This is a genomic window from Rhodoferax fermentans (genome assembly GCF_002017865.1).
In the GTDB taxonomy this organism is placed as follows: Bacteria; Pseudomonadota; Gammaproteobacteria; order Burkholderiales; family Burkholderiaceae_C; genus Rhodoferax; species Rhodoferax fermentans.
The window spans coordinates 3,107,927-3,125,845 of record NZ_MTJN01000002.1 but is presented as its reverse complement, the minus strand read 5'-3'; the positions used below and the strand labels follow the sequence as shown (position 1 = coordinate 3,125,845).

The window sequence follows — 17,919 nt, the reverse complement described above, 5'->3', positions numbered from 1 at the left end:
CGTCATGGCAAACCAATTGGATCTTGAAGAACAGGAACAGCTTGACCAGATCAAGCATTTCTGGAAGCAATACGGCAATCTGATCACCTGGGTATTGATTGTTGTGCTGGCAGCTTTCGCCAGCTGGAATTTTTACAACTATTGGCAACGTAGCCAAGCCAATCAGGCTGCGGCGCTGTTTGATGAGGTCGAGCGATCCATTCAGTCTGGCGACTCAGCCAAGATTGACCGTGTTTTTTCAGATATGAAAGATCGCTTTGCATCCACGGCCTACGCCCAGCAGTCAGGCTTGCTGGTTGCTGGACACTATGCAACAACTGGCAAAGCTGATGTTGCCAAATCGACGCTACTCTGGGTGGCCGAAAAATCTTCCGATGCGGGTTACCAAGCTGTGGCCAAACTACGCCTAGCGGGGATTCTGATGGATGCCAAGGATTTGGATGGCGCAATGAGCCAATTGGGGAGCAGTTTTCCTGCGGGTTTTGAGGCCTTGGTCGCGGATCGAAAAGGCGACATTCTTGCGCTGCAAGGCAATAGGTCCAAAGCGGTTGAAGAGTATCAAAAGGCCTACCGCCTGTTTGACCCCTTGACAGAATACCGGCGTTTGGTCGAAATCAAGCTTGGCGCCTTGGGCGTCAATGTGCAAAACACTGCCCCGGCCGACGCCGCACAAGGGAAATAGTCCATGTTGAACCAATTCACAGTTGATCGCTTCTTCAAAGTCGGCGTGAGTGTGGTCCTGGTTGGTCTGCTGGCAGCCTGTGCCAGTGGATCAAAGGCACCCAAACCAGCCGAATTAGGCGCCGACCCTGCCTTGCTGGGCGTTCGAACCGTCTGGAAAGCCCAAATCGGCAAAGTGGATTTCCCGCTGGCTGTAAATACCTCCGCCAATGCTGTGACGCTGGCCAGTTCGGACGGCAACGTGAGCTCGCTGGACGCACAAACTGGCGCTTCCCTGTGGCGAATCAAGTTAGACACCCAGATTTCGGCGGGGGTCGGCAGCGACGGCACGTACGCCTCAGTGGTTACCCGAGACAACCAGCTGGTCACCATGGTTGCCGAGGGTGAGCTTTGGCGTGTGCGGCTGTCAAGCCAAGTGTTTACTGCACCTTTGGTAGCGGGCGAGCGTGTTTTTGTGCTGGGTGCAGACCGAGTCGTCTCTGCATTTGATGCACGCAGCGGCAAAAAATTGTGGTCCAACCAACGGCCTGGGGAAGCTCTGGTGCTGCGCCAGGCCGGTGCGCTCCTGGCGGTCAACAACACACTGGTCGTGGGATTGAGTGGCAGACTGGTTGGTCTGAACCCGCTCACTGGCAATGTGGTGTGGGATGCACCTTTGGCGACGCCACGTGGCACCAACGATATCGAGCGTTTGGTGGACCTGGTTGCGGGCGTCAGCCGTGAAGGAAATGTGGTTTGTGCGCGTGCGTTCCAGGCTGCGGTAGGTTGCGTCAACACAAACCAGGGCAATGTCATCTGGAAACAGCCCGCTTCGGGTGGGGTTGGTTTGAGCGGGGATGAGAAACAGGTCTATGGCGCTGAAGCTGACGGGAAGCTGATGGCATGGCGACTCAGCGACGGCGTCCGTACCTGGACCTCAGAGCGCCTGCGTTACCGGCAACTTGGCACACCCTTGGTGCTAGGACGCTCTGTGGTGGTCGGTGACAACACCGGGATCCTCCATTTTGTAGCACGTACCGACGGCACACCACTCACACGTTTGTCCACGGATGGTTCTGCCATTGTGGCGACCCCGGTGGTTGCAGGAACCACTTTGGTTGCTGTTACCCGCAATGGCACGGTCTTTGGCTTTCAGCCCGAGTAGCACGTCACCACCGACTGATCAATCAACATGAAGCCCGTATTGGCCCTCGTGGGCCGCCCGAATGTGGGCAAATCCACTCTGTTCAACCGACTAACCAAGTCACGTGACGCCATCGTGGCGGATTACTCCGGTCTCACACGTGACCGTCACTATGGCAACGCAAAACACAGCGGCCAAGAATTCATCGTCATCGATACCGGCGGTTTTGAGCCAGATGCCACCAGCGGCATCTACAAAGAAATGGCCAAACAAACGCGCCAAGCCGTGGCAGAGGCCGATGTCATTGTTTTTGTGGTGGATGCACGAGGAGGTGTCTCTGCACAAGACCATGACATTGCCAACTACCTCAGGCGTTTGGGCAAGCCCTGTTTGCTGGTCGCCAACAAAGCCGAAGGCATGTTGGAAGGCGCTCATTTGGTCGAGTTCTACGAGTTAGGGCTGGGCGAGGTGTTGCCGGTGTCTGCAGCACATGGGCAGGGCATCCGTTCTTTGCTGGATCTGGCGCTCAAACCGCTGAACCTGCCGGACAGCCCAGATGATGAGGAAACCGTGCCAGGCGTGATCAAACTCGCTGTGGCGGGTCGCCCCAACGTGGGAAAGTCAACCCTCATCAATGTGTGGTTGGGTGAAGAACGCCTGGTCGCTTTTGACTTGCCTGGAACCACGCGCGACGCCATTTCCGTGCCATTTGAGCGTGAAGGCCAGAAGTTTGAGCTGATTGATACGGCTGGTTTGCGCAGGCGTGGCAAGGTGTTCGAAGCCATCGAAAAATTCTCGGTGGTCAAAACCCTGCAAGCCATCGAGTCGGCGAATGTGGTTTTGTTGTTGATCGATGCCACCCAAGGCGTCACCGACCAGGATGCACACATCGCGGGTTACATCCTTGAAAATGGCCGGGCAGTGGTGCTGGCTGTCAACAAGTGGGATGCGGTGGACGACTACCAGCGCGAGTTGGTGAAGCGCTCCATTGAAACTCGTTTGGCGTTCTTGAAGTTTGCCAACATGCATCTGATTTCTGCCCAAAAACGTCAGGGTCTGGGTCCTTTGTGGGCATCCATCATCCAGGCTTACAAGGCCGCCAACTGCAAGATGTCCACCCCAGTGCTGACACGTTTGTTGCTGGAGTCTGTGCAGTTCCAAAGCCCGAAACGCTCTGGCATGTACAGGCCCAAACTGCGTTACGCCCACCAAGGTGGCATGAATCCGCCGATCATCGTGATTCACGGCAATTCGCTTGAGCATGTCACCGACGCCTACAAGCGGTTTCTGGAAGGTCGCTTCCGGCAAGCGTTTGATCTGGTGGGTACGCCTTTGCGCATCGAGCTGAAAACGTCAGCAAATCCATTTGCCGACAAGACCGACTGAGTGAATCAAGCCATCCCTTCCACATTTTTGTGGTGGATTTGTCCACTCTGAAGCCGCTGCAACAGATGGCTGTGGTATCGTGACTCTTTCTTTTTCTTTCATTATCCGAACACGGAGAATATCGTGAACAACAAAGGCCAACTTTTGCAAGACCCGTTTCTCAACACTTTGCGTCGAGAACATGTTCCTGTATCGATTTACTTGGTCAACGGCATCAAGCTTCAAGGTCAAATCGAATCGTTTGACCAGTATGTTGTGTTGTTGCGCAACACCGTCACCCAAATGGTTTACAAACACGCCATTTCGACCATCGTCCCCGGGCGCGCCGTCAACTTCTCTGCCACTGAGGGTGACCAACCTGCCGCCGCTTGATCTCAATCAGGCACCCACCTTGTTGGTGGGTGTTGATTTTGGACTACCCCATTTTGATGCCGAGCTTCAAGAGCTCGGTTTGCTGGCCCAGACAGCCGGGTTGAATCCGGTTGCACGCGTCACCTGTAAACGGCGTGCGCCCGATGCGGCCCTGTTCATCGGCAGCGGCAAAGCTGACGAAATCAAAATGTTGGCCCAGCAACTGGGTGTACAGGAAATCCTGTTTGACCAAAGCCTCAGTCCGGCCCAACAGCGTAATCTGGAGCGGCATCTGGAGTTGCCGGTAAATGACCGCACCTTGTTGATCCTGGAGATTTTTGGCCAGCGTGCACGCAGTCATGAGGGCAAATTGCAGGTGGAACTGGCCCGACTGCAGTATTTGAGCACCCGCTTGGTGCGTCGTTGGTCCCACTTGGAGCGCCAAAGCGGTGGCATTGGTATGCGAGGGGGCCCTGGTGAAACCCAGATTGAGCTTGACCGCCGAATGATCGGTGACAACATCAAGCGCATCAAGGAACGGTTGAGCAAAGTCAAACGCCAACGAAACACCCAGCGCCGCCAGCGTGATCGACGCGAGGCTTTCAACATCTCACTGGTCGGCTACACCAACGCCGGCAAATCAACGGTGTTCAACACATTGGTGAAGGCCCGCACCTATGCCGCCGACCAATTGTTTGCCACACTCGACACCACCACCCGTCAGTTGTACCTAGGGGATGTCGGACGCATGGTGTCTTTGTCTGACACCGTGGGATTTATCCGTGATTTGCCGCACGGGCTGATCGATGCGTTTCAGGCCACCTTGCAAGAGGCGGTCGATGCCGATTTGTTGTTGCATGTGGTTGACTTTTCCAACGACAACTACCTCAACCAAATCACTGAGGTGCAACGTGTTCTGAAGGACATTGGTGCACACGACATTCCCCAAATTCTGATCTTCAACAAACTGGATGCGGTAGCGCCCGACCGTCGCCCCCCTGTGTTGCAAGACAGCTACGAACTCGACGGCACACCAACACCACGGATATTCTTGAGTGCTCAGAGCGGCGAGGGTGTCGCTGGGTTGCGGGAGCTTCTCACACAAGCAGTGATTGCCCAGCGTCCCAGCTTGGTGGCCACAGATTTCCCTCCAGGTCATGAGGCTGCCTTTTGATTCGGCACAATCAATACTTATTAGATAAGAGCTGATGCGATGAAATTCCAATTACCCACTTTGAGTTTGGCGCTGTTACCGCGACGCCTCCAAGGCATGTTCAATCTCAATGATCCGCGCTGGGGCCGCAGTGATGACAAGCCCGATGAGAGTACGCGTGGAGATGCAGACCGGCCGCCACCGGCGGCATCGGAGCCCCCAAAAAACGAAGACCGTAAACCACAGGGCTCAGGCAACCAGGGTCCACCGGATCTGGACGAGTTGTGGCGTGACTTCAACCGCAAATTGGGTGGCCTGTTTGGCAACGCCAAACCGGGTGGCCGTGGGCCCAATGGCGGTGATTTTGGTGGCGGCAGGGGGGGCAAGGGTGGTCCCAACGGTTTCCAGCCCGATATGAAGACAGCCGGCATTGGTGCAGGTTTGATAGCAGGTGTGGCCGTATTGATTTGGCTTGGCACCGGTTTTTTCATCGTGCAAGAAGGGCAGCAGGCGGTCATCACCCAGTTTGGCAAATACAACTCCACTGTGGGTGCCGGTTTTAACTGGCGTCTGCCTTACCCCATTCAGCGTCATGAGCTGGTCTTTGTGACCCAGATCCGATCTGTGGATGTTGGGCGTGATGTGATCATCAAGGCCACCGGCCTGCGTGAATCTGCCATGCTGACAGAAGACGAAAACATCGTCGAAATCAAATTCGCGGTGCAGTACCGTTTGAACGACGCGCGGGCGTTTTTGTTTGAAAGCCGAAACCCAGCCGATGCCGTGGTCCAGGCCGCCGAAACTGCCGTGCGCGAGGTGGTTGGCAAAATGCGTATGGACAGCGCCTTGTCAGATGAACGCGACCAGATTGCGCCACGCGTGCGTGACCTGATGCAAAAAATCCTGGACCGCTACAAGGTGGGTATTGAAGTTGTTGGTATCAACCTGCAGCAGGGGGGGGTTCGCCCACCTGAGCAAGTACAGGCGGCGTTTGACGATGTGCTCAAGGCCGGACAGGAGCGTGAACGCGCCAAGAACGAAGCCCAGGCCTATGCCAATGATGTGATTCCGCGTGCCGTGGGTGCAGCCTCCCGGCTGAAAGAGGAAGCTGATGCCTACAAGGCACGTATCGTGGCACAAGCCCAGGGTGATTCTCAGCGCTTCAAATCGGTGCTGGCTGAGTACCAGAAGGCGCCTCAGGTCACCCGTGACCGCATGTACATCGACACCATGCAGCAGATTTACAGCAATGTGACCAAGGTTTTGGTGGACACCAAACAGGGTTCCAACCTGCTGTATTTGCCGTTGGACAAAATCATTCAAATGACCGGACAGGTCTCGCAAGACGTCACCGCTGTACCGGCTACCGCGCCAAGTACCCCGGCTGTAGGCACCGCTGCGGCGACCGATACCCGTACCCGCGACGCCGCTCGTGACCGCACGCGCGAAACCCGCTAGGAGTTCCCTGATGAATCGCTTAGGTTTTTTATTCTCAACCGTCTTGCTGCTGCTGGCATTGGCCAGTTCGACCTTGTTTGTGGTGGATCAGCGCCAATTTGGTGTGGTGTTTGCCTTGGGGCAGATCAAGGACGTCATCACCGAACCGGGCTTGAACTTCAAGTTGCCGCCCCCGTTTCAGAATGTCTCCTACATTGACAAACGTTTGCTGACCTTGGACAGCACCGACAATGAACCGGTGCTGACCGCTGAAAAGCAGCGGGTGGTGATCGACTGGTATGTGCGTTGGCGCATTTCTGAGCCCACCGAATACATCCGCAATGTCGGTACCACCGAGGCAGCGGGTGCCAGCCAGCTCAACCGCGTGGTACGCAATGCGTTTCAGGAAGAAATCAACAAACGCACCGTCAAAGAACTGTTGTCAGCCAAGCGCGAGCAGTTGATGGACGACGTCAAGGGCGAGGTGCTGAGCCAGGTGCGTGGCGCCAAACCCTGGGGGATTGACGTGGTGGATGTGCGTATCACCCGGGTTGACTATGTGGATGCCATCACCGAGTCGGTCTACCGGCGTATGGAAGCTGAGCGCCAGCGCGTCGCCAACGAATTGCGATCCACCGGTGCGGCCGAGGGTGAAAAAATCCGCGCCGATGCGGATCGCCAACGCGAAGTGACGGTGGCCAATGCCTACCGCGATGCCCAGAAAATCAAGGGTGAAGGCGATGCCGAGGCAGCGCGCACCTACACCGAAGCCTTTGGTCGTGACCCGCAATTTGCCCAGTTTTACCGCAGTCTGGATGCCTATAAAGCGACGTTCGCCAAGAAGAGCGACGTGATGGTGCTGGACCCCAACAGCTCTGATTTCTTCAAAACCATGCGTGGCGGTGCTGCGCCCGCTGCCAGCGGCAAAAAGTAGCCATGGAATCCGGCCTGAACAGCAGCACGTTCTGGCTGGCCATTGCCTTGGTCTTGCTGGTGGAGGGTTTCATGCCTTTTGTCTCACCGGCAACCTGGCGGCAAACCTTCCTGCAGATCCTCAAATTCAGCGACGGCCAGCTGCGCTTCTTCGGTTTGCTGAGCCTGTTGCTCGGTCTGACGCTGATTTGGTGGCTGGCCTGAGCCAGGGTCCGGCATTCGCCCGGTAGAATTCAGGTTTTAACAGCCTCCCTTTTTTATCCATGTCTGCTTGGGTCCTGCCGGATCACATTGCCGATGTATTGCCGTCTGAAGCACGGCACATCGAAGAACTGCGTCGTGACCTGCTGGATGCGGCGCGTTGTTATGGCTACGAGCTGGTCATGCCGCCGTTGCTGGAGCATCTTGAATCCCTGTTGACCGGTGCCGGTGTGGCGCTTGATCTGCAGACCTTCAAGTTGGTTGACCAGCTCTCGGGGCGCATGATGGGCCTGCGTGCTGACAGCACACCCCAGGTCGCTCGTATCGATGCCCATTTGCTCAACCGCAGCGGTGTCACACGTCTGTGTTACTGCGGCCCGGTGTTGCACACCTTGCCAGGTGCACCACATGCCACGCGTGAACCTTTGCAGTTTGGTGCCGAAATTTATGGCCATGCCGGTCTGGAAGCCGACATCGAGATTCTGACGCTGGCACTGGACTGCCTCAAGGCTGCCAAGTTGGAGAACCCGAGTGTTGACCTGGCTGACGCGCGTCTGGTCAAGTCCATGTTGTCGGGCCTGTCGCTGGGGTCGGCTCAACTTGCCGCTTTGTACGCTGCGCTGGCGGCCAAAGACAGCCCCGAGTTGACAGCACTGACACGTGATTTGCCCGCCCACATTCGCCAGGGTCTGTTGACTCTGGTGCAGCTGTATGGTGACGCTTCCGTGCTTGATGAGGCCCAAAAAGCCCTTCCGCCCTTACCCGGTGTGGCTGAGGCGCTTCAAAATTTGAAGCAACTCGCTGGCCAACTGTCAGGCGTTCAGGTCACGTTTGACTTGGCGGATTTGCAGGGTTATGCCTATTACACCGGTGCCCGGTTTGCCATTTATGCGCCGGGTGGCAGTGGTGCTCTGGCGCGTGGTGGGCGTTACGACCAAGTGGGTGCGGTGTTTGGCCGCAACCGTCCGGCAGCGGGCTTCAGCCTGGACATCAAAACCTTGGTGTCTGCGGTGGCAGCGCGCCCCCTGCAGGCGGCCATTCGTGCGCCGTGGCGCCAGGAGCCCAGGTTGGCGGCAGCCATCACCACACTGCGTGCGCAGGGTGAGGTGGTGGTCTGTGTGTTACCGGGCCATGAGAGTGAAGTAGATGAATTCCATTGCGACCGCGTACTCGTCGAGTCCGCCGGGCAATGGCTTGTGCAAACAATTTGAGTGAAACCAAGCGGAACAACATGACTGCAATCAAAGGACGTAATGTGGTGGTCGTCGGCACCCAGTGGGGCGACGAGGGCAAAGGCAAACTGGTGGACTGGCTCACCGAAAGCGCCCAGGGCGTGGTGCGTTTCCAGGGCGGCCACAACGCTGGCCACACGCTGGTGATCAATGGCATCAAGACCGCCTTGCACCTGATTCCCAGCGGCATCATGCGCCCGGGCATCAAGTGTTACATCGGCAACGGTGTGGTGCTCTCAGCAGCCAAGCTGTTTGACGAAATCGCCGGGTTGGAAAAGGTTGGTGTCGAGCTGCGCTCCCGCCTGCGCGTCAGCGAAGCCTGCCCGCTGATCCTGCCATTCCACGCAGCCCTCGACGTGGCCCGTGAGGCCGCACGCGAGCAGGGTGGGGTGGAGAAGATCGGCACCACCGGCCGCGGCATTGGCCCAGCTTATGAGGACAAGATCGCCCGCCGTGCCCTGCGTGTGCAGGACATGAAGTTTCCCGAGCGTTTTGCCCGCAAACTGCGTGAACTGCTGGACCTGCACAACCATGTGTTGACCACCTACTTGAATTCACGCAGCTTCGACTTCGGCCCGGTGCTGTCTCCGTACATGAAAGACGGTGAGGTGCAGTTCCAGCCGGTGTATGACGAAGCCATGCGCCACGCTGAACTGCTCAGGCCGATGATGGCTGACGTGTCGCGCGAGCTCAACGACGCCCACCTCAATGGTGAAAACCTGCTGTTTGAAGGTGCCCAAGGCACGCTGCTGGACATCGACCATGGCACCTATCCATTCGTGACATCGAGCAACTGCGTGGCCGGCAATGCGGCCGCAGGTTCCGGTGTGGGCCCGGGCATGTTGCATTACGTGCTGGGCATCACCAAGGCGTACTGCACCCGTGTGGGTGGCGGCCCGTTCCCGACCGAGCTGGAGTGGGAAGTGGAGGGCACACCGGGTTACCACATGAGCACCGTGGGTGCTGAAAAAGGCGTGACCACCGGGCGCAGCCGCCGTTGCGGCTGGTTTGATGCCGCGCTGCTCAAACGCTCGGCCCAGGTCAACGGCCTGACCGGGCTGTGTATCACCAAGCTCGACGTGCTCGATGGCCTCAAGGAGTTGAAACTCTGCACCGGCTACATGCTTGACGGTGAACTCACCGACATCCTGCCGATGGGTGCTGACGACATCGCCCGCTGCGAGCCGGTGTATGAAACCCTGGAAGGCTGGAGCGACAGCACCGTGGGCATCACGCAGTACGACCAGTTGCCCACCGCCGCGCGGCTGTACCTGCAGCGTATCGAGCAGGTCACCGGTGTGCCGATCCATGTGGTGTCGACCAGCCCGGACCGCGACCACACCATCATGATGCGTCACCCGTTCTTGGCCGATTGAGCGGCCAGTCGTTGATCACCAAATTTTCAATTTATATAAGTAATCGGCCTCTGGCCCTTATACCTGTTGCGTAAGCAGCTATTTTTACAGGAGCATATCCATGTTGACAGAAGACGGCAAACACCTGTATGTGAGCTACGACGAATACAACAATCTGATCGAAAAACTCGCCATCAAGGTGTTTCAGTCGGGCTGGCAGTTTGACACCATCCTGTGCCTGGCACGCGGTGGCATGCGCCCGGGCGACGTGCTCTCGCGCGTGTTTGACAAACCCTTGGCCATCATGTCCACCAGTTCTTACCGCTCCGAAGCGGGCACGGTGCAGGGCAAGCTCGACATCGCGCACTACATCACCACCCCCAAGGGCCAGATTGCCGGCAAGGTCTTGCTGGTGGACGACCTGGCCGACTCCGGCCACACCCTGAACAAGGTGATTGAAGAGCTCAAGAACAACTACAAACCGATCACCGAGCTGCGCAGCGCGGTGATCTGGACCAAGGCGATCTCGATCTTCACCCCGGACTACTGCGTGGACTATCTGCCGACCAACCCGTGGATCCACCAGCCCTTCGAGGGCTACGACAACATGCGCCCAGAACAGCTCATCCAGAAGTGGAGCGTTTGATCACAATCCATTGATTGGTAAGCGTTTTTGGGTTTTAAAGCACCACGCACATGACAGTCTCCAGCACCGACCTGATCCACCACGGCTATGTGCCTCCCGCAGGTTTTGGGGCACCCCAACCCGGTGTGTTCAAGGCCTCCACGGTGTTTTTTCCCAATGTGGCGGCGATGCGGCACTTTGAGTGGAAAGACAAAACGGCCTACACCTATGGCTTACACGGCACCCCCACCAGCTACACGCTGGAAGAACGGCTGTGTACGCTGGAAGGTGGTCAGCAGTGCCTCTTGGTGCCCAGCGGTCTGGCAGCGATTGCGACGGTGTCCCTGGCGCTGCTGAAAACGGGCGATGAGGTGCTGATCCCGGACAACGCCTACGGCCCCAGCAAGGCGCTGGCCGAAGCCGAGTTGCGCCACTGGGGCATCAGCCACCAGTTTTATGACGCCCTGAACCCGCAGGACCTGGCCGGCAAGATTGGCCCCAACACCAGGCTGGTGTGGCTGGAAGCGGCAGGTTCGGTCACGCTAGAGTTCCCGGACCTGATCGAACAGGTGCGCATCTGCCAAGCGGCCAAGGTGCTGTGTGCACTCGACAACACCTGGGGTGCGGGTCTGGCGTTTGCGCCCTTTGACTTGTTGCCCGGCGCAGCCCAGCCGCTCGCAGTCGACATCTCGGTCCATGCCCTGACCAAATACCCCAGCGGCGGCGGGGATGTGCTGATGGGCAGTGTCATCACCCGTGACCCGGGCTTGCACATGCGGCTCAAGCTGTGCCACATGCGTCTGGGTCTGGGTGTGGCGGCCAATGATGTGGAGGCGGTGCTGCGTGGCCTGCCCAGCATCCAATTGCGTTACACCGCCCATGACCAGGCCACCCGGACTTTGGCCCAGTGGTGCCAGACCCGGCCTGAGTTTGCCCAGGTGTTGCACCCGGCCCTGGCCAATTCACCGGGTCACGCCCACTGGCTGCAAGTGTGTCAGGGTGACCTAGGCCGCGCGGCGGGCCTGCTCAGTGTGATGTTCAAACCCGAGTACAGCCAGGCGCAGGTGGATGCGTTTTGTGACGCACTGGCACTGTTTGAAATTGGTTACAGCTGGGGTGGCCCCGTCAGCCTGGTGGTGCCGTATGACCTGGCCAGCATGCGTCCCAGTTGGCCCGCCCACTTGGCGCGCGGTACGCTGGTGCGCTTGTCGATTGGCTTGGAGGCGGTGGAAGATTTGCAGGCTGATCTGGCGCAGGCCTTGCGTCGGCTGGTGTGAGGCCTGCAGTTAAAATCGGGCCTTCAACACTGAAAGACTACATTGGCAACACCAAATTACGGCTACGAGAAGCGTCAGAAAGAACTGGCCAAAAAGAAGAAAAAAGAAGAAAAGCTGAAGGAAAAAGCCCAGCGCAAGGCCGGTGATCCGCTGCCAGACGATGACGCGGGCGCGCCGTCCACACCCAACGACGCGTCTGGCCAGCCCGGCTAACCGGGCTCAGGGCTTCAGCCCGACTGCAGGATCTGTCTGCTCAAATCAGCCATAGCCCTCATGGAGCGGTCCTCGGGTGCTATGGTTGTTGAATCTTCAAACTGTACAAAATTGCGCTGCATCGATTGCAGGTAAGCCGGGTCGTAATGCTGGGTGAGCAGATCCTGCACCACCTGCGCCAACTGGCCTGAACGTGCCTGCGCCATCCAGCCTGCCACCACCGCGCGACCCCGCAACGGGATCAGCACCGACAGCCGGTCACACAAAAAGTCCACATCACGCACCAGGTGGTCGTAGTCCTCCATCAGCAAGGCCACCCGTTCACTGTCCGTCAGCTGCAGGTTCAGACAGGGGCTTTGGCGCATGGCCTCAACCAGACTGGCTGGCACCGACACATTGCCCACCTTTTTGCTTTCACTCTCGACAAACACGGGCTTGAGCGGGTCAAACTGACGCAGCGCGTCCCAGATCAGGGTGTCAAAACGCTTCTGGGTGGGCTGCGCCTGCCCAGGGATGGCGCCCAGCACCGAACTGCGGTGGTTGGCCAGGGCTTCCAGATCCAACACCTGCGCCCCTTGTGTCGACAAGGCCTGTAACAAACGGGTTTTGCCCGAGCCGGTGGGACCACACACCACGGTGAAGCGCAGTCTGGGCACGATCTGGTCAATGTCCTGCAACAGGGCCGCGCGAAAGGCCTTGTAGCCGCCCTCGATCAGCGTCACCCGAAAACCGATCTGGCTCAGGATCAGCGACAAGGCGCCGCTGCGCTGGCCGCCCCGCCAGCAGTAGGCCAGCGGTTTCCAGTCCTTCGGCTTATCAATCACCTCGCGCTCAATATGCGCCGCGATATTGCGTGCGGCAATGGCAGCACCGCGTTTACGCGCCTCAAACGGGTTGACCTGTTTGTACAAGGTGCCAATCTGGATGCGTTCGGCATTGTTCAGCGTGGGCCAGTTCAGCGCATGGGGCAGGTGGTCCAGCGCAAATTCATCTTCGCTGCGCGCGTCAATCAGCGTGTCAAAGTCGCCCAGCCGTGTTATCACCTCGCTGGCCGCCACCAGGGTCAGACTCATCGCAGCACCTTTTTGAGTTCGGGCCAGATGTTGGCCAGGATGATCGGGTGCGCTGCCTCCAGCGGGTGGATGCGGTCTGCCTGGAACCACTTCAGGCTGTCAGGTACATCGGCCACCCCTTTGAGCATGAACGGCACCAGAGCGACCTTGTTGGCTTTGGCCACCTGCCCATACATCCGAGCAAAACGCTCACCGTAGTCGCGCCCGTAGTTGGGCGGCACCTGGATGCCTACCAGCAGCACCTTGGCCCCGGTGGCCTGCACCGACTGCACCATGGCACTCAGGTTGCCCTGCGTCAGGGCCAGTGGCAACCCCTGCAAGGCGTCATTGGCACCCAGTTCAATCACCACCAGGTTGGGCTGGTGCTTGTCCAACAACGCGCCCAGACGTGCACGCCCGCCACTGGTGGTGTCGCCGCTGATGCTGGCGTTGACCACATTGGCGGCGATTTTTTCGGTGGTCAGTTTTTTCTCCAGCAAGGCCACCCAGCCGCTGCCGCGTTTGATGCCGTATTCGGCGCTCAGCGAGTCGCCCAGCACCACGATGGTGGGTCCTGCGGGTGGTGAGCTCATGGTTTGGGCCTGTGCTGCGCCGCTGTTAATCCCTGCCAAAGCCAGTGCACTGGCCAACGCGATACAGTGACGACGATTCAAGTTGATTACATTCAAAAAAAGCCCCATGTCAGATTGCATTATTTCGGTCGACCACGTGTTCAAGTCTGTCACCGACTCGACCGGCACACTCGACATTCTGCGTGATATCGATTTCCAGTTGAAGCAGAAGGAAACCGTGGCCATTGTCGGTGCTTCCGGCTCGGGCAAAAGCACGCTGTTGTCGATCATGGCTGGCCTCGATGTGCCCAGCCAAGGTACCGTCCGTCTGGCAGGCCAGGATATCTTTGCCATGGACGAAGACGCACGTGCCGCACTGCGTGCCCAGAAAGTGGGTTTTGTGTTCCAAAGCTTTCAGCTGTTGGGCAACTTGACCGCCTTAGAAAACGTGATGCTGCCGCTGGAACTGGCCAAACACCGCCACGCCCGCCAGACCGCCACCGAGTTGTTGGCGCGGGTGGGGCTGTCACAGCGCCTGGGGCACTACCCCAAGGTGCTCTCGGGCGGTGAACAACAGCGCGTGGCGCTGGCCCGCGCTTTTGTGGTGCAACCGGCGGTGCTGCTGGCGGACGAACCCACGGGCAGTCTGGACTTCGCCACCGGCGAGACAGTGATGGAGCTGATGCTGACCCTGAACCGCGAACTCGGCACCACCCTGGTGTTGGTGACGCATGACAAGGCGCTGGCGGCACGTTGCCAGCGCGTGATCACGATCGAGGCGGGTCGGGTTCACCTGGATGCTGAATCTGCTTAGTTTTGGCCTCCAGCCCTTTTGCAAAAAGGGTATATCGCTATCATTTTGATATTTTCTTGCTGGCTCTGCGGGTGTGGCTTGAACAACGAAGGGCGACGGTGAATGCTTGGACTGGAAGCGTTTCAACCGCGCTGTGCTGGCCGGACCTCCACCTTAAGTTTTGGCTAAGCCAAGCCTAAGGCCAGACTAAGTTGCGGGTTCTACAGTTCCCCTCAGTTGGTGAGCAACCAACCCCTGAGTAAACAACCTCAATCTGTCAAGGAAACATCATGAAATCAAGTCTCTCTGCTTTGTGCCTTGCCGCTGGTCTTCTGGGCGCCAGCCTGTCTTTTGCCGCCACCCCTGAGGCTCCCGCAGCGCCGGCAGCTCCGGCCGCCACCGCGACCGCTGCCGAACCCGCAGCGGTGACCCCACCGGCCAAGAAGGTCGTGAAAAAACACGCTGCCAAGAAGGCCGTCAAGAAAGAAGCGGTCGCCAGCTAAACCGCTTGACCGGAGGTGGCCTATCCGCCTCACAACAAAGCCGCGCTTTTGCGCGGCTTTGTTGCGTGTGGGCGTGCTAAGCTGAAAATCAGTTCTTTGTTCTGGAAAAACCGATGCGTGTGTTGCTGGTGGAAGACGATCCCCTGATTGGAGAAGCGGTGCGTGTGGGGCTGCATCGCCTGGGCATCACGATTGACTGGGTGCGCGACGGTGACTTGGGTCTGCAATGCGCCCGCACAGAACCCTTTGATGCGGTGGTGCTGGACCTGGGCCTGCCCAAGCGCGACGGCATGCAGGTGCTGCGTGATCTGCGCAGCGGTGGCCATGGCCTGCCGATCCTGATCGTGACCGCCCGGGATGCCTTGAGCGAACGGGTGGCGGGGCTGGACGCGGGGGCCGATGACTACATCCTCAAACCTTTTGACATCGACGAGCTGGCCGCGCGCCTGCGCTCAGCCATCCGCAGCCGCTCGGGCCGGGCCGATCCGGTGCTGCGCAGCGGTACGCTGGCCTTGCACCCGGACAGCAAACTGGTCACCCAAGACGGCACGGTGGTGAGCCTGTCTGCGCGTGAATTTGCCTTGCTGGAGCTGCTGATGCGCCGCCCGGGTATGCCGATGTCACGCGCCCAGCTCGAAGAACGCTTGCTGGGTTGGGGCGAAGAGGTGGCCAGCAATGCGCTGGAGGTCAACATCCACAACCTGCGCCGCAAGCTGGGTGCCCAGAGCATCCTCAACATCCGCGGCGTGGGCTACTTTGTGCCGCGCGACGAACCCGCATGTTCTCTTTAGAAAAACGCCTCAAAGTCCGCCTGCTGCTGGGCATGTTACTGGTGGGCCTGGTGCTGGGCCTGGTGGTACGTATGCAGGTCCACCGCCAACAGGGCGACATGCTGGACTACCAGCTGGAACAGGTGGCGCGCGCCTTGATCCTGAGCGACCTGCAAGGCACCCGGCAAACCTGGGACGATGACCCGGCCTTGCACCTGGATGTGCAGGTGTGGGACGCCGTGGGCTCGCTGCTGTACCGCTCCAGCGAGCAGATCGACGTGGACCTGGACACACCGCCGGGCCTGTCCCTGGTGCGCAGTGGCCACCAGGCGGACGCGGTGACGCTGAAAGTCTTCACCATCAGCAACGGCCAACGCACGGTGCAGGTGATGCATGCCAAGTCCCTGCGTGACGAGTTGCGCTGGAACGCGGTGCTGGAGGTGCTGCTGCCGTCGATGCTGGTGGTGCTGGTGGGTGCGCTGCTGGTGAACTTCACCCTCAGGCGTGGCCTGGCACCGATCCGCCAGCTTGACGACGAGCTGAGCCGACGCGACGCCAGTTCGCTGGCACCGCTGGAGATACCCGAGGCGCCGACCGAACTGGCCAGCGTGGTGGACACCCTCAACCGGCTGCTGCAGCAACTCGACGCCAGTTTGCAGGCCCACAAACGTTTTATTGCCAACGCAGCGCACGAACTGCGCACCCCGATCACCGCGATCAGCCTGGAAGTGGATAACCTGCTGGGCAGCCAGGACACGGCCCAGATGCGCCAGGCGGCCAGCCGCCTCAAACTGGGCGCACAACGCAGCCAGCACCTGTTGCAACAGATGCTGACCCTGGCCCGGCTGGAAGCCCGAGCCAAACCCCGGCCCAGCGTGGTAGTTGATCTGCAGTCACTGGCTCAGGACGCGCTGGTGGGTCTGTCCACCCTGGCCAGCCAGCGCGGCATCGAGTTTGCGCTGGAAACCCACGGCGTTACCGTGGTGCAGGGTGATCCGGACGACATGCGGCTGCTGCTGGACAACCTGCTGGGCAATGCGCTGAAGTTCTCACCGCCCGATGCGGTGGTCGAGGTCAACCTGCGGGGTGATGAACAAGGTGTGACTTTGCTGGTGCGTGACCACGGCCCCGGCATCGCGCCGGAGCTGCGTGCGCGCATGCTGCTGCCGTTTGTGCGGGTGAACGCCGCCGTGGACGGCGCGGGCCTGGGCCTGGCGATTGTGCTGGAGGTGGTGCAAAAGCACGGGGCCAGCCTGGTGTTGGAAGACCCGGCTTCAGGGCCGGGCTTGTTGGTGCGGGTGACTTTTCCGGCTCAGATGTCGGCCAGCAAAGGGTAGGGCGGCGCTGCCAGGGTCAACGTCGGCCCGTCCACCGTGCCCAGACGCACACCACCGGCCTCAAAGGCGCTGATCTGCATCGAGACGATGGCGTCAAACCCGCCTGTTGGCGCTGCGGCTGCTTGCGCTACGGTGCCGCAGGGCTGGCCTTCGTCAGCGGGCAAAAACACCTCGTCACCGGCTTGGAGCGGCGCCTCTGCATGAGCCAGGTAAGCGCGGCGTTTGAGCGTGCCACGGAACTGGCTGCGCGCCACCACCTCTTGGCCCGGGTAACAGCCTTTTTTGAAATTCACACCACCGACCGACTCGTAGTTGAGCATCTGCGGCACAAAGGCTTCAAAAATGGGTTGGCTTGAGGTGACGATGCCGCTGCGCACCTCGCTCCAGTCCCACAGTGCCTCAGTCAAGGCCTCGCCTGCGGGTGCTGGCTGAGCCACAGGAGCCAACCACAAAGCACGTGGCACACCGTCGGCGGGGTAGAGGTTGATCAGAGATACCTCGTCCAAATCGGTCTTGGCCCAGGTGTTGTCTGGGTAGTTTGCTATCTGTGACGTAGCATGTTGCAGCGCTGAGCCCGCCAAGCCGTAGAGCGCAAAGTCCTCACTGGCATCGGTCAACTTGACCTTGGCCCGCAGGATGAACATCGACAGGCGCTTGAGGGTGGTCGCCAGCAAATCGCGGCTGCACACCAGCAGGATGTCGCTGTTGCTGCGTTTGAAGCCGATGAAACTGGCCTGCACACGCCCTTTGGCGTTGCAAAATGCCGCCAGCCGGGCCTGGTTCTGACCCAGCAGCACAAAGTCGTGGGTGAACTGGCCATGCAGAAATTTGGCAGCATCTTCGCCCTGTGCACGTATCAGCCCTGAATGTGTCAGCCGGGCCACGCCGTCAAGTTGTTGTTGCATGCCGCGCATTATGATGCGGT

At 59.2% G+C, this 17,919-nt stretch carries 20 protein-coding genes; 17 read left to right on the top strand and 3 right to left on the bottom strand.

Features of this window, described 5'->3' with window-relative positions:
* The first annotated feature begins 4 nt into the window (after window positions 1-4).
* The 13 genes from RF819_RS14655 (at window position 5) to RF819_RS21450 (ending at window position 11,967) form a co-directional block, all read left to right on the top strand.
* Window positions 5-682 carry a YfgM family protein gene (locus tag RF819_RS14655; RefSeq protein WP_078365661.1) on the top strand — a complete coding sequence of 226 codons (678 nt, stop codon included), beginning with the start codon at window positions 5-7 and terminating at the stop codon, window positions 680-682.
* Between the two features lie 3 nt (window positions 683-685).
* Window positions 686-1,825 (top strand): outer membrane protein assembly factor BamB, encoded by a 1,140-nt coding sequence (bamB, locus tag RF819_RS14650; RefSeq protein WP_078365660.1) that lies wholly within the window; start codon window positions 686-688, stop codon window positions 1,823-1,825.
* A 27-nt stretch (window positions 1,826-1,852) separates the two neighbouring features.
* Window positions 1,853-3,190, top strand: a complete 1,338-nt coding sequence (der, locus tag RF819_RS14645; protein WP_078365659.1) for a ribosome biogenesis GTPase Der — start codon at window positions 1,853-1,855, stop codon at window positions 3,188-3,190.
* A gap of 123 nt (window positions 3,191-3,313) precedes the next feature.
* On the top strand, window positions 3,314-3,562 hold the full coding sequence (hfq, locus tag RF819_RS14640; RefSeq protein ID WP_078365658.1) for an RNA chaperone Hfq: 249 nt from the start codon (window positions 3,314-3,316) through the stop codon (window positions 3,560-3,562).
* Window positions 3,540-4,715, top strand: a complete 1,176-nt coding sequence (gene hflX, locus RF819_RS14635) for a GTPase HflX (protein ID WP_078365657.1) — start codon at window positions 3,540-3,542, stop codon at window positions 4,713-4,715. Before hfq ends, hflX begins: the two co-directional genes overlap by 23 nt.
* 39 nt (window positions 4,716-4,754) lie before the next feature.
* Window positions 4,755-6,152, top strand: coding sequence for an FtsH protease activity modulator HflK (gene hflK / locus RF819_RS14630; protein WP_078365656.1), 1,398 nt, complete (start codon window positions 4,755-4,757; stop codon window positions 6,150-6,152).
* A gap of 10 nt (window positions 6,153-6,162) precedes the next feature.
* Window positions 6,163-7,065, top strand: coding sequence for a protease modulator HflC (gene hflC, locus RF819_RS14625; RefSeq protein ID WP_078365655.1), 903 nt, complete (start codon window positions 6,163-6,165; stop codon window positions 7,063-7,065).
* 2 nt (window positions 7,066-7,067) lie between these two features.
* Window positions 7,068-7,268 (top strand): DUF2065 domain-containing protein, encoded by a 201-nt coding sequence (locus tag RF819_RS14620; RefSeq protein WP_338109557.1) that lies wholly within the window; start codon window positions 7,068-7,070, stop codon window positions 7,266-7,268.
* Between the two features lie 59 nt (window positions 7,269-7,327).
* The gene (locus RF819_RS14615; RefSeq protein WP_078365654.1) at window positions 7,328-8,476 is read left to right on the top strand and encodes an ATP phosphoribosyltransferase regulatory subunit; all 1,149 of its coding nucleotides are present in this window, start codon (window positions 7,328-7,330) and stop codon (window positions 8,474-8,476) included.
* Between the two features lie 20 nt (window positions 8,477-8,496).
* Window positions 8,497-9,873 (top strand): adenylosuccinate synthase, encoded by a 1,377-nt coding sequence (locus tag RF819_RS14610; RefSeq protein ID WP_078366969.1) that lies wholly within the window; start codon window positions 8,497-8,499, stop codon window positions 9,871-9,873.
* Between the two features lie 100 nt (window positions 9,874-9,973).
* Window positions 9,974-10,498, top strand: coding sequence for a phosphoribosyltransferase (locus RF819_RS14605; protein WP_078365653.1), 525 nt, complete (start codon window positions 9,974-9,976; stop codon window positions 10,496-10,498).
* Between the two features lie 50 nt (window positions 10,499-10,548).
* Window positions 10,549-11,754, top strand: a complete 1,206-nt coding sequence (locus RF819_RS14600; protein WP_078365652.1) for a PLP-dependent transferase — start codon at window positions 10,549-10,551, stop codon at window positions 11,752-11,754.
* A gap of 42 nt (window positions 11,755-11,796) precedes the next feature.
* Complete coding sequence (locus RF819_RS21450; RefSeq protein WP_169906453.1) at window positions 11,797-11,967, top strand: hypothetical protein; 171 nt, start codon at window positions 11,797-11,799, stop codon at window positions 11,965-11,967.
* A gap of 14 nt (window positions 11,968-11,981) precedes the next feature.
* On the opposite strand, the gene mnmH is transcribed toward RF819_RS21450, so the two are convergent.
* Both mnmH and RF819_RS14590 read right to left on the bottom strand, forming a co-directional pair.
* The gene (gene mnmH / locus RF819_RS14595) at window positions 11,982-13,040 is read right to left on the bottom strand and encodes a tRNA 2-selenouridine(34) synthase MnmH (protein WP_078365651.1); all 1,059 of its coding nucleotides are present in this window, start codon (window positions 13,038-13,040) and stop codon (window positions 11,982-11,984) included.
* Window positions 13,037-13,720, bottom strand: a complete 684-nt coding sequence (locus tag RF819_RS14590) for an arylesterase (protein WP_143541723.1) — start codon at window positions 13,718-13,720, stop codon at window positions 13,037-13,039. The genes mnmH and RF819_RS14590 overlap by 4 nt, the downstream gene beginning before the upstream one ends.
* Here RF819_RS14590 and RF819_RS14585 point away from each other — a divergent pair.
* From RF819_RS14585 to RF819_RS14570, 4 genes are all read left to right on the top strand, one after another.
* A complete protein-coding gene (locus RF819_RS14585) occupies window positions 13,719-14,405 on the top strand; it encodes an ABC transporter ATP-binding protein (RefSeq protein ID WP_143541722.1) in 687 nt (228 codons plus the stop codon). The two genes, RF819_RS14590 and RF819_RS14585, sit on opposite strands and share 2 nt — an antisense overlap.
* Before the next feature lie 269 nt (window positions 14,406-14,674).
* Window positions 14,675-14,887, top strand: a complete 213-nt coding sequence (locus RF819_RS14580) for a hypothetical protein (protein ID WP_078365650.1) — start codon at window positions 14,675-14,677, stop codon at window positions 14,885-14,887.
* 113 nt (window positions 14,888-15,000) lie between these two features.
* Window positions 15,001-15,678 carry a response regulator gene (locus tag RF819_RS14575; protein WP_078365649.1) on the top strand — a complete coding sequence of 226 codons (678 nt, stop codon included), beginning with the start codon at window positions 15,001-15,003 and terminating at the stop codon, window positions 15,676-15,678.
* Window positions 15,666-16,994 (top strand): sensor histidine kinase, encoded by a 1,329-nt coding sequence (locus RF819_RS14570; RefSeq protein ID WP_078365648.1) that lies wholly within the window; start codon window positions 15,666-15,668, stop codon window positions 16,992-16,994. The genes RF819_RS14575 and RF819_RS14570 overlap by 13 nt, the downstream gene beginning before the upstream one ends.
* On the opposite strand, the gene ygfZ is transcribed toward RF819_RS14570, so the two are convergent.
* Window positions 16,970-17,899 carry a CAF17-like 4Fe-4S cluster assembly/insertion protein YgfZ gene (gene ygfZ, locus RF819_RS14565; protein WP_078366966.1) on the bottom strand — a complete coding sequence of 310 codons (930 nt, stop codon included), beginning with the start codon at window positions 17,897-17,899 and terminating at the stop codon, window positions 16,970-16,972. The two genes, RF819_RS14570 and ygfZ, sit on opposite strands and share 25 nt — an antisense overlap.
* Window positions 17,900-17,919 lie beyond the last annotated feature (20 nt).

What these genes read in the sequence shown, in the direction of transcription:
- hflC (WP_078365655.1), top strand. Translation starts at nt 6,163, where the DNA reads ATGAATCGCTTAGGTTTTTTATTCTCAACCGTCTTGCTGCTGCTGGCA.
- der (WP_078365659.1), top strand. Translation starts at nt 1,853, where the DNA reads ATGAAGCCCGTATTGGCCCTCGTGGGCCGCCCGAATGTGGGCAAATCC.
- RF819_RS14575 (WP_078365649.1), top strand. Translation starts at nt 15,001, where the DNA reads ATGCGTGTGTTGCTGGTGGAAGACGATCCCCTGATTGGAGAAGCGGTG.
- RF819_RS14610 (WP_078366969.1), top strand. Translation starts at nt 8,497, where the DNA reads ATGACTGCAATCAAAGGACGTAATGTGGTGGTCGTCGGCACCCAGTGG.
- RF819_RS14615 (WP_078365654.1), top strand. Translation starts at nt 7,328, where the DNA reads ATGTCTGCTTGGGTCCTGCCGGATCACATTGCCGATGTATTGCCGTCT.
- RF819_RS14620 (WP_338109557.1), top strand. Translation starts at nt 7,068, where the DNA reads ATGGAATCCGGCCTGAACAGCAGCACGTTCTGGCTGGCCATTGCCTTG.
- RF819_RS14570 (WP_078365648.1), top strand. Translation starts at nt 15,666, where the DNA reads ATGTTCTCTTTAGAAAAACGCCTCAAAGTCCGCCTGCTGCTGGGCATG.
- ygfZ (WP_078366966.1), bottom strand. Translation starts at nt 17,899, where the DNA reads ATGCAACAACAACTTGACGGCGTGGCCCGGCTGACACATTCAGGGCTG.
- mnmH (WP_078365651.1), bottom strand. Translation starts at nt 13,040, where the DNA reads ATGAGTCTGACCCTGGTGGCGGCCAGCGAGGTGATAACACGGCTGGGC.
- RF819_RS14605 (WP_078365653.1), top strand. Translation starts at nt 9,974, where the DNA reads ATGTTGACAGAAGACGGCAAACACCTGTATGTGAGCTACGACGAATAC.
- RF819_RS14585 (WP_143541722.1), top strand. Translation starts at nt 13,719, where the DNA reads ATGTCAGATTGCATTATTTCGGTCGACCACGTGTTCAAGTCTGTCACC.
- hflK (WP_078365656.1), top strand. Translation starts at nt 4,755, where the DNA reads ATGAAATTCCAATTACCCACTTTGAGTTTGGCGCTGTTACCGCGACGC.
- RF819_RS14590 (WP_143541723.1), bottom strand. Translation starts at nt 13,720, where the DNA reads ATGGGGCTTTTTTTGAATGTAATCAACTTGAATCGTCGTCACTGTATC.
- RF819_RS14600 (WP_078365652.1), top strand. Translation starts at nt 10,549, where the DNA reads ATGACAGTCTCCAGCACCGACCTGATCCACCACGGCTATGTGCCTCCC.
- RF819_RS14655 (WP_078365661.1), top strand. Translation starts at nt 5, where the DNA reads ATGGCAAACCAATTGGATCTTGAAGAACAGGAACAGCTTGACCAGATC.
- bamB (WP_078365660.1), top strand. Translation starts at nt 686, where the DNA reads ATGTTGAACCAATTCACAGTTGATCGCTTCTTCAAAGTCGGCGTGAGT.
- RF819_RS14580 (WP_078365650.1), top strand. Translation starts at nt 14,675, where the DNA reads ATGAAATCAAGTCTCTCTGCTTTGTGCCTTGCCGCTGGTCTTCTGGGC.